The 14,202-nt window shown below is 70.6% G+C and carries 11 protein-coding genes; 4 read left to right on the plus strand and 7 right to left on the minus strand.

Annotated features, from left to right (window positions below; all coding sequences use genetic code 11):
- Positions 1-56 precede the first annotated feature (56 nt).
- Complete coding sequence (locus VP06_RS20565; protein WP_048465648.1) at positions 57-980, minus strand: NAD-dependent epimerase/dehydratase family protein; 924 nt, start codon at positions 978-980, stop codon at positions 57-59.
- Positions 977-1,984 (minus strand): MraY family glycosyltransferase, encoded by a 1,008-nt coding sequence (locus VP06_RS20570; protein WP_048465649.1) that lies wholly within the window; start codon positions 1,982-1,984, stop codon positions 977-979. Before VP06_RS20570 ends, VP06_RS20565 begins: the two co-directional genes overlap by 4 nt.
- A gap of 597 nt (positions 1,985-2,581) precedes the next feature.
- Between VP06_RS20570 and VP06_RS20575 the strand changes: the two genes are divergently transcribed.
- A complete protein-coding gene (locus VP06_RS20575) occupies positions 2,582-3,889 on the plus strand; it encodes a substrate-binding domain-containing protein (protein ID WP_048465650.1) in 1,308 nt (435 codons plus the stop codon).
- A 127-nt stretch (positions 3,890-4,016) separates the two neighbouring features.
- Here the strand turns inward: VP06_RS20575 and VP06_RS20580 are convergent, their stop codons facing one another.
- The gene (locus VP06_RS20580; protein ID WP_156295697.1) at positions 4,017-4,907 is read right to left on the minus strand and encodes a hypothetical protein; all 891 of its coding nucleotides are present in this window, start codon (positions 4,905-4,907) and stop codon (positions 4,017-4,019) included.
- 159 nt (positions 4,908-5,066) lie between these two features.
- On the minus strand, positions 5,067-7,085 hold the full coding sequence (locus VP06_RS20585; RefSeq protein ID WP_048465652.1) for a protein meaA: 2,019 nt from the start codon (positions 7,083-7,085) through the stop codon (positions 5,067-5,069).
- A gap of 202 nt (positions 7,086-7,287) precedes the next feature.
- On the opposite strand from VP06_RS20585, the gene ccrA reads away from it, so the two are divergent.
- The 3 genes from ccrA to VP06_RS20600 all read left to right on the plus strand — a co-directional run bounded on the left by ccrA (position 7,288) and on the right by VP06_RS20600 (position 10,654).
- Positions 7,288-8,583, plus strand: a complete 1,296-nt coding sequence (gene ccrA, locus VP06_RS20590; RefSeq protein WP_048465653.1) for a crotonyl-CoA carboxylase/reductase — start codon at positions 7,288-7,290, stop codon at positions 8,581-8,583.
- Positions 8,584-8,687: 104 nt separating this feature from the next.
- Positions 8,688-9,290 (plus strand): 3-isopropylmalate dehydratase small subunit, encoded by a 603-nt coding sequence (leuD, locus tag VP06_RS20595; protein ID WP_048465654.1) that lies wholly within the window; start codon positions 8,688-8,690, stop codon positions 9,288-9,290.
- 164 nt (positions 9,291-9,454) lie between these two features.
- Positions 9,455-10,654, plus strand: coding sequence for a lytic murein transglycosylase (locus VP06_RS20600; protein ID WP_048465655.1), 1,200 nt, complete (start codon positions 9,455-9,457; stop codon positions 10,652-10,654).
- Positions 10,655-10,697: 43 nt separating this feature from the next.
- Here VP06_RS20600 and VP06_RS20605 read toward each other — a convergent pair whose 3' ends face one another.
- The 3 genes from VP06_RS20605 to lnt all read right to left on the minus strand — a co-directional run bounded on the left by VP06_RS20605 (position 10,698) and on the right by lnt (position 14,182).
- Positions 10,698-11,918 (minus strand): CynX/NimT family MFS transporter, encoded by a 1,221-nt coding sequence (locus VP06_RS20605; protein ID WP_245291252.1) that lies wholly within the window; start codon positions 11,916-11,918, stop codon positions 10,698-10,700.
- Positions 11,919-12,059: 141 nt separating this feature from the next.
- Positions 12,060-12,485 carry a helix-turn-helix domain-containing protein gene (locus VP06_RS20610; protein ID WP_048465656.1) on the minus strand — a complete coding sequence of 142 codons (426 nt, stop codon included), beginning with the start codon at positions 12,483-12,485 and terminating at the stop codon, positions 12,060-12,062.
- The gene (gene lnt, locus VP06_RS20615; RefSeq protein WP_048465681.1) at positions 12,482-14,182 is read right to left on the minus strand and encodes an apolipoprotein N-acyltransferase; all 1,701 of its coding nucleotides are present in this window, start codon (positions 14,180-14,182) and stop codon (positions 12,482-12,484) included. Before lnt ends, VP06_RS20610 begins: the two co-directional genes overlap by 4 nt.
- Between the last annotated feature and the right edge of the window lie 20 nt (positions 14,183-14,202).

The following is a 14,202-nucleotide window of genomic DNA, read 5'->3' on the forward strand; positions in this document are numbered from 1 at the left end:
GCAACGCGATCGTGAAGCGCTCTACCGGGGGGCACCCGGCTGCTGGCGCCCCGGGCTCAGCCGCCGGCCCGGGCCAGGGCCGCGAGGCCGTTGCGGGTCTCGACCGGCGCAGTCCAGCCCAGGGCCTCGAGGCCCGCCGCGCGGACGACGAGGGAGCCGGTCAGGCGCTCGCGCAACGCGCCGCGTCCCGTCAGCGCCAGGGCCGCGTCGAGGAGCGCTTGCGGCACCGGAACTAGGCCCGGGCGGCGATCGAGGCCGGCGCGCAGGGCCGCGATCATCTCCGGCACGCGCAGCGGTTCGGCCTCGCCGACGACGAGCGGGCGGCGCAAGGTTCCGGGCGCCCGCAGGACCGCATCGACGGCATCGCTCAGGGACTCGACCGAGACCAGCGAGCGCCGCCCGGCGAGGCCGCCGAGGGGGAGCGGGTAGGGCGCCCGGGCGAGCCGCATCAGCGCCGCCATGTTGCCGGTCTGGCCAAGGCCATAGACCAGCACCGGCCGCAAGGAGACGTGATCGATGTCGATCCCCGCCAGCGCCTCCTCGGCGGCGAGCTTGGAGCGGCCATAGGCGTCGGTCGGGGCCGGGGCATCGGCCTCGGTGAGGATGCCGGCCGCGGAGGGGCCGGATTGGGCCCGGATCGAGGACAGGAACACGAAGCGGCGCACGCGCGCCCTCGCCGCCGCCTGGGCGAGGCCGCGCGTCGCCTCGGTGTTGAAGGTCCGGTAATCATCCTCCGGCGCCCCCGACATCGCGTGGGCGAGGCCGGCCGAATGCACCACCGCATCGGCGCCGGTGAGCGCCGCCGCCATGTTCTGGGGCCGGGCAAGATCGCCCACCACCGCGCCGCTGATCCCGGGCGGCAGCTCCACCGGCCGGCGCAGCAGCACCCGCACGCGGTAGCCCCGGGCGCCCAAGGCTGCCAGGAGATGGCGGCCGATGAAGCCGGTCGAGCCGGTGAGGGCGACGAGGGGAGCGGTCATGTGGCGGCGTTCCGGATCGCGGGCAGGGAAAAGAGCCGGAGCAGGCCGGCGACGAGCCCGCCGCCGAGGGCAAGCGCGACGAGGGAGGTCGTCCAGCCGGGCACCGCGAGCGTCGCGGCGGTGAGGAGCGCCAGGGCGAGGTTGAGGACGAAGACCGATCCGACCACGAAGGGCACGGAGCGGCCGTTCGCGGTGGCGCGCTGGTAGAAATGGCTGCGATGCGCCTGCCAGACCGGCTCGCCGGCAAGCGCACGACGGCCGAGGGTCAGGGTCGCGTCGGCGAGGGAGTAGAGCGGCAGCAGGATCGCGGCGGCCAGGCCTCCCTCGCCGCCCTGCCCGGCCAGCCGGTAGAGCAGCCAGGCGACGACGAGGCCGATCGGCAGCGATCCGACATCGCCGAGGAAGAGCCGCGCCACCGGCCGGTTGAACGGGGCAAATCCGAGAAGCCCGCCGAGGAGCGCCGCCGCCACCAGGGTCGCCTCCTCCGGAAGATGGCCGGCGAGACCGAAGGCCAGGAGAGCGCCGAGAATCGGCACCATCTCGGCCACGGTCATCCAATCGAGCCCGTCCATGAAATTCGTGAGGTTGACGAACCACAGGCCGGCCAGGATCGCGAGGGTGCGTTCGAGCCAGAGCGGGACGTCAGGCACCAGTTGCCCGCCGGTGGCTGTGAGCACCAGCACCACGCAGGCCGCCTGAAGCGGCAGGCGCGCAACCACCGAGAGCGGCCGGATGTCGTCGATGGCGCCGACGAGCGCCAGGGCGAGCGTGCCGATGGCGAGGGCGACGACTTGGGCCGGGGGCGTCCCGGCCAGCAGGAAGACGGCCGTGAGCGCCGCCGCCACGACGGCGATGCCGCCGCCCTGCGGAGTCGGGATCCGGTGGCTCGACCGGGCGTTCGGCCGGGCGAGGGCATAGCGCTGGAGCAGCGGGCGCAAGGCGACGATCAGCCCGGCCGACAGGGCGGTAGCGAGGGGAACGGCGACGAGGGGGGTGAGCGGCATGCGGCGGGTGCGGACGGGACGGTTGCGCCACCCCTACCCTACCCGCCGTGCGGCAGCCAGACGGCGGCGCGTGCTGGCGAGGCGAACGGCTTGCCGGCCGGCGATGGCGGAGCGCGAGCGCCCGGAGTCCGGGCGGAGCGGTCGCGGCCCCGGGATGACGGGGAGATAGAAGGATCTGTCCTTCCGGGAAACCACCTCCTGCATTGATCCCTCGAGAGCAAAACACGTCGTCGCGGGCGCCCATGTCACACAATATTCATACAAGACAGACAATAATGTTAAATATAAATTTCGCGATCGCGACTCGCCATGGCACAGCATCTCAGGGTCGGAGTCAAATGGATCGCGGCCTACAGCGCCGCCACGATCATCTCGATTTCACCGTCCTGGTCTGAATCCAGGATCACGACCCAGGACGGGATGGTGATTATGGGCGAGATTGAGAATTCGCAGTCGGATCCTTACGTTGTCCGGACCCGTTACGGCACCGTCCGGATTCCGCAATCGTCGGTCAGGCAAGTCGAGTCCGTCGCGTCACCTTTGGGGGCGGCCTGCACGGCGCCACGCTGCGATCCGTCGAATGCCGACGCACGGCCTTTGCGGATCGTCGGGTCGAACACCATCGGCGCGGAGCTGGTGCCGAGCCTGCTGGAAGCCTATGCGCGGGGCTTGCGCGTCGACGATGTCCAGTGGCTCGACGGGCGAACACCCGAAGACCGCACCCTCATCGCCAAGGGTGCGGCCGGACCGGTCCTGCGGGTGGAGGTGGCGTCGCACGGGTCCGGGACGGCGCCGACCGCCCTCGCGGAGGGCAAGGCCGATCTCGGCATGATGTCGCGCGAGATCAGCAAGGACGAGTTGGCCAAGACCGCCGCTGCGGGCCTTGGAGACCTGGGCGCGCCGACCCAGCAGCACGTCGTCGCTCTCGACGGGTTGCTGGTGCTCGTCCATCGCGACAATCCTCTCTCGCGTCTGACGCTCGAAGACATCGCCGCCATCTTCGCCGGCGAGAAGACCGATTGGTCGGCGTTCGGCGGCAAGCCGGGGCCGATCACCCTGTACCGGCGCGCCGACAAGTCCGGAACGCTCGACACCTTCACCGCGCTCGTGATGAAGAAGCGCAAGATCGCCGCAAGCGCCAAGGCGTTCGAGTCGTCGGTCGAGCTGTCGGACGCGGTCGCGGCCGATCCGGGTGGCATCGGCTTCGTGGGCATTGCGTATGGACGCAATGCCAAGACGGTCTCGATCTCCCTCGAATGCGGGCTCAACTACACGCCGAGCGAGTTCTTAGTGAAATCGGAGGAATATCCGCTGTCGCGCCGCCTCCTGCTCTACAACGCCGCGAGCGCCTCCCATCCGCACCTGACCGACTTCGTCGAATTCGCCCTGTCCGACAAGGCGCAGCCGATCATCTCCCGCAGCCAGTTCATCGATCTCAGGATCGACGAGTCCGAGGACAGCTATGCCGACCGGCGGGTGTCCGAGGCGGCGCGCGACGTCGCGCAGGACCACACCCGTCTCGGACGGTTCGCCCGGGACCTCACTGGTGCGCGGCGTCTGTCCGTGACCTATCGCTTCCGAACCGCGGGGGCCGACCTCGATTCGAAGGCCGTGCGCGACATCGATCGCCTCGCCGAGTACCTCAAGCGCCCGCGCAACCTCCGGCGTCGCATCCTCGTCCTCGGCTATGCCGACTCGCGGGGCACCACGCAGCGCAAGATCGCGCTGTCCGAGCGGCGCGCGGCGACGGTCGCACAGGCGCTCACCGCCCGCGGAGTCCCATCCACGCAGCTCGCCGTCAGTGGCCTCGGCTCCTTCGCGCCAGTCGCGTGCGACGGGTCGACCAACGTGCCGAACGAGGACGGTCTGCGCCGGAACCGGCGCGTCGAGATCTGGATCAAGTGAACGCGGCGCGTGCCTGAGATCCGCCGCGCGATCGGCCAGAGCCTCACCCGATCAGGGTGAGATCGAGCGCTCTGGTGTTGCAGCGATGTCGGCGACGAGCCGGTCTCCACGGCACTCGGACAATGCTCTAAGGAGCAAGCAAGATATCCCCGCGGGACACACGCCGTGCGGGCCCGCCTTCGCCACAGGCAATCGCCGAGAAGCCGCCCCGGCGCTCGACGCGGAACATGCCGCGGCGCACCGACCAGATCTCGAAGAGCGGTGCGGCACTCGCGCCGTCGCCGCAATAACGGTCGGCGTTCAGACCGGATCCGGAGGGGCCGGGATCGAACACGACGTGATACGGGAGGCGGCCGCGCGGCGGCAGCGCACCGAGGGCGACCGTGTAGAGATCGACGTTCCGGCCCGGACCTAGCGGCAGGGACGCGAACCGGCCGACGCCGCGGCACGACCCCGACCGCTCGATCCAGGTGCAGGTGGGCGGGCGATCGGGCAGGACGGCTTCGTCGATCTGGAGCGAGAGCGGCGCCTCGCCATTCCAGACCAGCACGACCTTGAGGACCTGCTGCAAGCCCGGGACGTCGACGCGGACCTCACGGTCGCGCCCGTCGCCCGCTTGCCACCGGATCGGCGCTGGATCGCTGAAGAGCGGCATGATCGTGCCGAGCCGCCCGTCGGCATCGAATTGCGCCACCCGCTCCAGATGGTCGGTCCGGAAACGCAAGGTTGCGCCGGCACGGCACGGGTTCCAGATACGGATCTCGACCAGGCCATCCTCGGCCCGGGAGGGGATCTCGACGCGCTCCTCGCAGGCCCGAGACGGCTTGTCGTCATCGTGGTCCGCGCTGCCCGACCGGACATCGAGCGACAGGCCGGCGACACGGTCGTGCGTCCGGATGGCGGCGGCCGGTCCCGCGCCGAGGAGCAGCGGCGCGGTCAGGACCAGGCCGCGCAGGGCACCGATCGATCGTCTGCCGTTCAGCGTGGCCGTCATCCGGGCCACGTGTCTGGTGACCATGCCGAGAGCCTTGCCGGTTTGCCAGGAGCGTGGTGCCGTCCAGACCACGCGGCGGGAGCGGGAGCCCTCCGCGTGGCTTCACGAGACGATAGCGCCCAACCGTGACGGCTCTAAGAGACTCGGCAGGACCAACCTGCGCGAGGCCCGCGAGTGCCGCCGTCAGAACACCTCTTCCCGCCGCGGTTCCGCGGCCGAAGCCTCACGCTTCGCGATCGACCGCTCGACCACCTTGGCAAGGCCGACCATGATCGTGTCGAGGGCGTAGTCCTTCGGGGTGTAGATCGCGGCCACGCCCATGTTCTTCAGCACCAGCTCGTCCTCCGGCGAGATGATGCCGCCGACGACGACCGGGATGTGGTCGAGCCCTTCCTGGCGCAGGCGCGCCCGGACCTCGCGCACCAGCGGCACGTGCGAGCCCGACAGGATCGACAGGCCGATGATGTGGGCATTGCGCTCGCGGGCCTTGGCGACGATCTCGGACGGGGTCTGGCGGATGCCGTCATAGGTCACGTCGAAGCCGACGTCGCGGGCGCGGAGCGCGATCTGCTCGGCGCCGTTCGAGTGGCCGTCGAGGCCGGGCTTGCCGACGACGAGCCGCGGCGTCTCGCCCAGCCGCTCGCCGAGATCGGCGATGAGCAGCCGGGCCTCCTCGGCGGCTCCCGAGGTGACGGTCTCGGGGGTGACGCCGGTGGGGGCGCGGTACTCGCCGAAGACCTGGCGCAGGCGCTCGCCCCATTCGCCGGTGGTCACGCCGGCCTTGGCGCAGGCGATCGAGGCCGGCATGACGTTGCGGCCCTCGCGGGCCGAGGCTTCCAGCGCGTCGAGCGCCGCCGCCACGGCCGCCGCATCGCGCTGCGAGCGCCAGGTCTTGATGCGGTTCTGCGCCTCCATCTCGACGGTCTCCGAGACGGTGAAGATGGCACCGTCGCCGGCGGTGAGCGGCGAGGGCTCGCCGTTCTGGAACTTGTTGACGCCGACCACCACCTGCTCGCCGCGCTCGATCGCGGCGATGCGCCGGGCGTTCGATTCGACCAGCGCCCGCTTCATCAGCCCGGTCTCGATCGCCGTCACGGCGCCGCCGAGCGCCCCGATCCGGGCCAGCTCCGCCCGGGTCTCGCTTTTCAGCGCCTCGACCTTGGCGTCGATGACGACCGAGCCGTCGAAGATGTCGTCGTATTCGAGCAGGTCGGTCTCGAAGGCGAGGATCTGCTGCATCCGCATCGACCATTGCTGGTCCCAGGGGCGCGGCAGGCCGAGCGCCTCGTTCCAGGCCGGCAGCTGCACCGCGCGGGCGCGGGCGCGCTTGGACAGCGTGACGGCCAGCATCTCGATCAGGATACGGTGAACGTTGTTCTCGGGCTGCTGCTCGGTCAGCCCGAGCGAGTTCACCTGCACGCCGTAGCGAAAGATGCGCTTGCGGGCGTCGGTGATGCCGTAGCGGTCGCGGGTGATCTCGTCCCAGAGATCGCAGAACGCCCGCATCTTGCAGATCTCGGTGACGAACCGCATGCCGGCATTCACGAAGAACGAGATGCGGCCGACCACGTCGGCGAAGCTCTCCTCGTCGAAATCGGGATCGTCCCGCACCGTGTCGAGCACCGCGATGGCCACCGCCAGCGCGTAGGACAGTTCCTGGACCGGCGTCGCCCCCGCCTCCTGGAGGTGGTAGGAGCAGACGTTCATCGGGTTCCACTTCGGAACCTGGCTCGTCGTGAACAGGATCACGTCCTTGGTGAGCCGCAACGACGGCCCGGGCGGGAACACGTAGGTGCCCCGCGACAGGTATTCCTTGATGATGTCGTTCTGGGTCGTGCCCTGGAGGGCCGAGAACGGCGCCCCCTGCTCCTCGGCCACTGCGAGGTACAAGGCCAGCAGCCAGGGGGCCGTGGCGTTGATGGTCATCGAGGTGTTCATCTGGGACAGCGGGATGTCCTGGAACAGGGTCCGCATGTCGCCGAGATGCGCGATCGACACGCCGACCTTGCCGACCTCGCCGCGGGCGAGTTCGTGGTCGGGGTCGTAGCCGGTCTGGGTCGGCAGGTCGAAGGCGACCGAGAGGCCGGTCTGCCCCTTGGCGAGGTTGCCGCGGTAGAGCGCGTTCGACTCCGCCGCCGTCGAATGGCCCGCATAGGTGCGGATGATCCACGGCTTGTCCCGCTTGACGTCCGGCTCGCCCATCTGCGCCCTCGTCCCTCGTTGTCCGGCTGTGCCCGCGGGCCCGGATGCCCGCCGCAAGCCAGAATGGTAACCGTACCCGGCTTGACCGTCACCCATGACGTAAGGCCGACAAGTCTGCCACGTCGCCAAAAGGGCTATTGAGGCCCTTTGGAACGGCGCTAGAATCCACGGTGCAGTGCATCATACCAAGGGAGGGTCCGCAATGGCCGCGAGCGCCGCGCTGGAACCGGTGGCAAAGAGTGGGCCCGAGCTGAAGGATCTCTACGAGATCGGCGAGATTCCGCCGCTCGGCCACGTCCCGGCGAAGATGTATGCCTGGGCGATCCGCCGCGAGCGCCACGGGCCGCCGGAAACCTCGATGCAGATCGAGGTCCTGCCGACCTGGTCGATCGGCGACGACGAGGTGCTCGTCCTGGTGATGGCTGCCGGCGTCAACTACAACGGCGTCTGGGCCGGCCTCGGAGAGCCGATCTCGCCGTTCGACGTCCACAAGGCCGATTTCCACGTCGCCGGCTCCGACGCCTCGGGCATCGTCTGGGCGGTCGGCGCCAAGGTGAAGCGCTGGAAGGTCGGCGACGAGGTCATCGTCCACTGCAACCAGGACGACGGCGACGACGAGGAGTGCAACGGCGGCGACCCGATGTTCTCGCCGTCCCAGCGCATCTGGGGCTACGAGACCCCGGACGGCTCCTTCGGCCAGTTCTGCCGGGTGCAGTCGCGCCAGCTGATGAAGCGGCCCCAGCACCTGACCTGGGAGGAGAGCGCCTGCTACACGCTCACGCTCGCCACCGCCTACCGGATGCTGTTCGGCCACGCGCCGCACACGATCAAGCCGGGCCAGAACGTGCTGATCTGGGGCGCCTCGGGCGGCCTCGGCGTGTTCGGCGTGCAGCTCTGCGCGGCGGCCGGCGCCAACGCCATCGCGGTGATCTCCGACGAGTCGAAGCGCGACTACGTCATGAGCCTGGGCGCCAAGGGCGTCATCAACCGCAAGGAGTTCAACTGCTGGGGCCAGCTGCCCAAGGTCAACTCGCCCGAGTTCAACGAGTGGACCAAGGAAGCCCGCAAGTTCGGCAAGGCGATCTGGGACATCACCGGCAAGGGCAACGACGTCGACATCGTATTCGAGCATCCGGGCGAGGCGACCTTCCCGGTCTCGGCTCTGGTGGTGAAGCGCGGCGGCATGGTGGTGTTCTGCGCCGGCACGACCGGCTTCAACATCACCTTCGACGCCCGCTACGTCTGGATGCGGCAGAAGCGCATCCAGGGCTCGCACTTCGCCCACCTGAAGCAGGCGGCGGCCGCCAACCAGTTCGTGATCGACCGCCGGGTCGATCCCTGCATGAGCGAGCTCTTTCCCTGGGACAAGATCCCGGAGGCCCACACCAAGATGTGGAAGAACCAGCACGCGCCGGGCAACATGGCGGTGCTGGTGAATTCGCCGCGGGCCGGCCTGCGGACCTTCGAGGACGTGCTGGAACTGTCGGGGTCGCGCTGACGCCGCGCACGCTTCCCGCCGGTTCGGCGACTTGCTAGAACACCTCCGAACTGACGCCGCGCGGGACCATACCCCGCGCGGCGCGCATCGCGGACGACGCATCAATGGAAAAGTTCACCGTGCTGGAGGGCGTCGCGGCGCCGCTGCCGATCGTCAACGTCGACACCGACCGAATCATTCCCAAGCAGTACCTCAAGACGATCAAGCGCACCGGCCTCGGCAAGGGCCTCTTCTCCGAGATGCGCTACCGCGACGACGGCTCGGAAAACCCCGACTTCGTCCTCAACCAGCCGGCCTACCGCAACGCCAAGATCCTGGTGGCGGGCGACAATTTCGGTTGCGGCTCCTCGCGCGAGCACGCGCCCTGGGCGCTCGCCGATTTCGGCATCCGCTGCATCATCTCGACCAGCTTCGCCGACATCTTCTTCAACAACAGCGCCAAGAACGGCATCCTGCTGATTACCGTGAAGCCGGAGGATCTGGAGAAGCTCCTCGACGATGCGAATCGCGGCGCCAATGCGACGCTGACGATCGACCTCGAGAACCAGGTCATCAAGGGGCCGGACGGCGGCACCCTCGCCTTCGACATCGATCCGGCCCGCAAGCACAACCTGCTGAACGGTCTCGACGATATCGGCCTGACCCTCGAGAAGGCGCCGGCGATCGACGCCTACGAGAAGACGCTCGCCGAGCGGCCCTGGGCCTGACGCCGGAGCTGCCACGGCGGCCACGACGCGGTCATCCCGCGCGACCGGGAGGCGCTTCGCCGCGGCCGGCAATCCCCCGGCCTGCGATTCCATCAGGATTTTCTTAACCCTGATGCCGCCCCATTCGGGTGGTTGGATCGCAGAAACGGGAGAGACTTCTGCTCATGACGCGGCGCGCGACCCTCAAGGCCGCCACCCTGCTCTGCCTCGCCGGATTCGGCCTGCCGCAGGCGGCGCTGGCGGATTTCCGCTCCTGCCTGGCCGGGATCGGCCAGGATGCGGCAGCGGCCGGCGTGTCTCCGGCGGCGTTCCAGGCGGCGACGGCCGGCATCACCTTCGACGACAAGGTGATCGAACTCTCCCAGGCCCAGCCCGAATTCAAGACCCCGATCTGGGACTACATGGCGGCCCTCGTCGACGACGAGCGGGTCGAGGACGGCCGCGCCGCCATGCGCCAGCATGCGAATGCGCTCGCGCAGGCCGAGGCGCGCTATGGCGTCGACCGCTACACCATCGCGGCGGTATGGGGCGTCGAATCGAATTTCGGCAAGAATCTCGGCAAGATGCCGCTGGTGCAGTCGCTCGCGACCTTGGCCTGCGGCGGCACCCGCCGGCGCGAGTTCTTCCGCGGCGAGCTGATCGCCACCCTCAAGATCATCAACCGCGGCGACATCGCGCCCGAGCGCCTGAGCGGCTCCTGGGCCGGCGCCTTCGGCCAGACCCAGTTCATGCCGACCACCTACCAGCGCCTCGCCGTCGACCTCGACGGCGACGGGCGGCGCGACGTGGTCGATTCGGTGCCGGACGCGGTCGGCTCCACCGCCAACTTCCTGCGCGTCGCCAAGTGGCATAACGGCCAGCCCTGGGGCTACGAGGTGCGGCTTCCCCCCGGCTTCAACGTCTCGGCCGCGGGCCGCAAGAACAAGAAGCCGGTCGGGCATTGGGCCTCGCTCGGCGTCACCCGGATCGACGGCCGGCCGCTCTCGGGCGAGGGGCCGGTGGGCATCCTGGCCCCGGCCGGCGCCAACGGCCCGGCCTTCCTGGTGACGAAGAACTTCGACGCGATCTATTCCTACAACGCCGCCGAATCCTACGGTCTCGCCATCGCGGTCCTGTCGGACCGGCTGCGCGGCAAGGGCGGCGTGCAGACCGCCTGGCCGACCGACGACCCGCCGCTGTCGCGGGCGGAGCGGCGCAGCCTCCAGAGCGCGCTCACCGCCCGCGGCTACGATGTCGGCGAGCCGGACGGCAAGGTCGGCGCGAAGACCCGCCAGGCGATCAAGGACATCGAGCGCCAGCTCGGCATGCCGCAGACCGGGCGGCCCGGCGGCAAGGTCCTGGAAGCGCTGCTGCGCAGCAACTGAGCCCCTCGCGCCCCCGGCATCAATCCCCGGGGGCGCCGAACGATCAGATCCGCACCGTCCGGTCCCGCGCGGCCAGCCACCCGAAGCTCCCGGCCGCGAGGCACAGCCCGGCATAGAGCGCCGCCGGCAGGCCCCAGCCACCGCTCAGGTCGTGGGCGATGCCGACGAGGAACGGCCCGAGCGCCGCGCCGCAATAGCCGACACCCTGCGCCATCGCGGACAGCTCGGCCGCGGCGCGGGGATCGCCGGCCCGGAGCACGATCAGCGTCAGGGCGAGGCCGAAGCAGCCGCCGAGGCCGAGGCCCATCAGCAGCGCGAAGCCCCAGGCGAGCGCCAGCGGCCCGACGAGCAGCCCGGTGAAGCCGACGAGGGGAAGGCTGATGACCAGCACCACCCAGGGGCGCTGGTCCGGCCGCCGCGCGGCCAGGGTCGGCACCAGCAGCGCGAGCACGCCTTGCGCCAGGGCCGAGACCGAGGCGACGAGGCCCGCCGCCACGAGGTCGAAGCCCCGGTCGACCAGGGCGGCGGGCAGCCAGCCGAACACGATGTAGGCGAGCGACGATTGCAGGCCCATGAAGGCGGTGACCTGCCAGGCCAGCGGGTCGCGCCAGAGCCGGCCGGACGGGCGTGCGGCCGAGGCGTCGGGCAGCGGCCGGGCGCGCACGAAGGGCAGCCAGCAAGCGGCGGCCACCAGGGCAGGCGCCGCCCACAGCATCAGCGCTCCCTCCCAGCCGAGGCCGAGGGCATGGCGCGCCGGCACCGTGAAGCCGGCCCCGGCGGCGGCGCCGAGGCAGAGGAGCGCGGTGTAGAGGCCGGTCATCAGCCCGGCCTGATCGGGAAAATCGCGCTTCACGATGCCCGGCAGGATCACCCCGACGATCCCGATCGCTGCCGCCGCGACCACCGAGCCGAGGAAGAGCAGCGGCAGGCCGCCGAGACCGCGCAGGACGAGGCCGAGCGCCATGACGGCCAGCGCCGCCAGCACCCCGGCATCCGGCCCGATGCGCCGCACCACGGCCGGCGCCAGGCGGCCGAACACCCCGAGGCACAGGACCGGCAGGGTGACGAGGGCGCCCGCCAGGGCCCCGGAAAGGCTGGTCTCGGCCCGGATGCCCGGCAGGAGCGGGCCGACGCTCGACAGGGCGGGCCGGAGATTGAACGCCACCAGCATCAGCCCGAGGCCGATCAGGACCGGGTGGAAGCCCGCCTCCCTCCGGTCCGGCCGGGCGGTCCCGGCGCCGGGCTCCCGTTCGATGGTCCGCACGACTGTCCTCCCTGTCGCACTTGCGCGCGCGTTCGCGGCTGTTGCGCACGAGGTCGTCGCACGCTCGCATTCGGGAGGGTCATAGCGTCCTGGTCGCCTGAGGGGCACCGGATCCTTTGCAACCCCGGCCCCCCGGGATCGTCACACCGGTCCGTCAGTCGAAGACGGGGTAGCGCCGATCGCCTCGACAAGGCTGATGATGCGCCGGCGCAACTGGTTGTCGCCAATGCGCTGGAAAGCGCGCACCAGTTGCAGATCCTGGCTGGTCCAGAACAGGTCGTGGGCGGCGGCCTCGCCGGTGGGCTTCACGGCAGCGTCCTCGCTCGGTGTACCGTCCTGGCGCGGCGCGCCTTCATAGAAGAAGCTGACCGGCACGCCCAGCATATCGGCGATCTGGCGCAGCCGGCTCGCGCTGATCCGGTTGGTGCCCTTCTCGTATTTCTGGATCTGCTGGAAGGTCACGCCAAGGGCATCGCCCAGCTTCTCCTGGCTGACGCCGACGAGAAGCCGTCTGACTCGTACCCGATGCCCCACATGACGATCGACCGGATCCGGTGCCTTTTTCACATCGACGCTCCGCGGGGCGGTGGCGGCGCACGGCGATGGCGCGCCAGCAGGGCCAGGAGACCGCACCCTAGAAGCAGGACGGTGAAAAAGACATCGCCGAAACGTCCGTATGGCGGCCTTTCCCTAAGGTTTCTCGGAAGGTTGCGATCGAGCACCCCCTCGGTGCCGACCGACAACATGCCGGTCACCCTTCCGTAAGGATCGACCACGGCACTGATTCCGGTATTCGCGGCGCGCACCAGAGGAATGCCTTCCTCTACGGCCCGCAGACGGGCCTGGGCGAAGTGCTGGCGCGGGCCGGGCGTGTCGCCGAACCAGCCGTCATTGGTGACGTTGAGCAGGAGGCCGGGCCGCTCCCGATGCGAGGCGACGGCGCCGGGAAAGATCGCCTCGTAGCAGATCGAGGGCGCCACCGGCGGCAGGCCCGGCACCGCGAGGGGCAGCGGCTCCTCGCCCTCGCCCGGGGTGAAGCCGCCCGGAACCGCCACGAACTGCTTGAGACCGAGCGTGCGCAGCAGGCCGTCGACCGGCCCCGGCAGGTACTCGCCGAAGGGCACGAGGTGGAGCTTGTCGTAGCGGCCGCCGACGAAGCCGTCCTGCCCGATCATGAGGATGGAATTATAGAAGTGCAGCCGCTCGCCGGGCAGCGGCTCGTCGGCCCGCGCCGCGCCGGTGACGAGGAGCGTGCCAGGCGGCAGCGCGCTGCCGATCCGCCGCAGCGCCTGGGGATCGCGCTGGATCAGGAACGGGAACGAGGATTCCGGCCAGATCAGGTGAGTGACGTCGCGCAGGCCCTGCCGGTCCGGTGCGGTGGCGCTGTCGCTGAGGCCGAGATAGCGCTCGAGGATGCCGTCGCGGTTGCGCGGGTTGAAGCGGGCATCCTGCGGGATGTTGGCCTGGACGAGGCGCAGGCGCACCCCGGGCACCTCCGGCATCGGGCCGGACGGCACCCGCAGCGCCCCGCCGGCCGCGAGGCCGACGAGGAGGAGGAGCGCGCCGGCCGGCGGCCCGCGCCGCCGCGCCGGCCCGCCGGCATCGGCCAGGGTGGCGGGGGCGGCGCAGACCAGCACCGCCAGGACGGTCAGCCCGTAGAGCCCGACGACCGAGGCGGCCTGCATCAGCCAGAGGTTCTGGCCCAGCGCCATGCCAAGGGTGTTCCAGGGAAAGCCGGTGAGGAGATGCCCGCGCAGCCACTCGGCGGCGGAGATCCCGAACGCCAGGGCGGCGATCCGGCCAGGCCCCGACGACCACAGGAGCCGGGCGGCGGCGAAGCCGGCGCCGTAGAAGAGAGCCAGCGCCGCCGGCAGGCCGAGCACGCCGAGCGGCATCAGGTAGGCGAACTGATCGGCCTCGACCAGGAAGGCGGCGCCGAGCCACCACAGGCCGGCCGTGAGGTAGCCGAAGCCCCAGGCCCAGCCGATCGCCCCGGCGGCGAGCGCGGTGCCGGCCCTCCGGCCGAGGCGCGAGGAGGCGGTGGCCGCCCCGTCGAGCAGCCAGACCGCCGGCACCAGGGCGACGCAGAGGGCGGGCAGAAACCCGAAGGGCGGCATCGCCAGGGCGCCGCAAGCGCCGGCGATCCAGGCCAGGGCCAGCCTGACCCAGCCGGAGGCGAGGGTGACCCGGTGGGCGAGCGGCGCGAGGCCGAAACGCGGCGCCGGGGCGGCGAGCACCGCCCCGTTGGTGTCGATGTCGTGCATGGGCGGGCTCGCGGGGCGGC

It is taken from the genome of Methylobacterium aquaticum (assembly GCF_001043915.1).
Classification (GTDB): domain Bacteria; phylum Pseudomonadota; class Alphaproteobacteria; order Rhizobiales; family Beijerinckiaceae; genus Methylobacterium; species Methylobacterium aquaticum.

Coding starts and splice junctions, on each gene's coding strand:
- leuD (WP_048465654.1), top strand. CDS start 8,688: ATGGAAAAGTTCACCGTGCTGGAGGGCGTCGCGGCGCCGCTGCCGATC.
- VP06_RS20565 (WP_048465648.1), bottom strand. CDS start 980: ATGACCGCTCCCCTCGTCGCCCTCACCGGCTCGACCGGCTTCATCGGC.
- VP06_RS20585 (WP_048465652.1), bottom strand. CDS start 7,085: ATGGGCGAGCCGGACGTCAAGCGGGACAAGCCGTGGATCATCCGCACC.
- ccrA (WP_048465653.1), top strand. CDS start 7,288: ATGGCCGCGAGCGCCGCGCTGGAACCGGTGGCAAAGAGTGGGCCCGAG.
- VP06_RS20580 (WP_156295697.1), bottom strand. CDS start 4,907: ATGGTCACCAGACACGTGGCCCGGATGACGGCCACGCTGAACGGCAGA.
- VP06_RS20570 (WP_048465649.1), bottom strand. CDS start 1,984: ATGCCGCTCACCCCCCTCGTCGCCGTTCCCCTCGCTACCGCCCTGTCG.
- VP06_RS20600 (WP_048465655.1), top strand. CDS start 9,455: ATGACGCGGCGCGCGACCCTCAAGGCCGCCACCCTGCTCTGCCTCGCC.
- lnt (WP_048465681.1), bottom strand. CDS start 14,182: ATGCACGACATCGACACCAACGGGGCGGTGCTCGCCGCCCCGGCGCCG.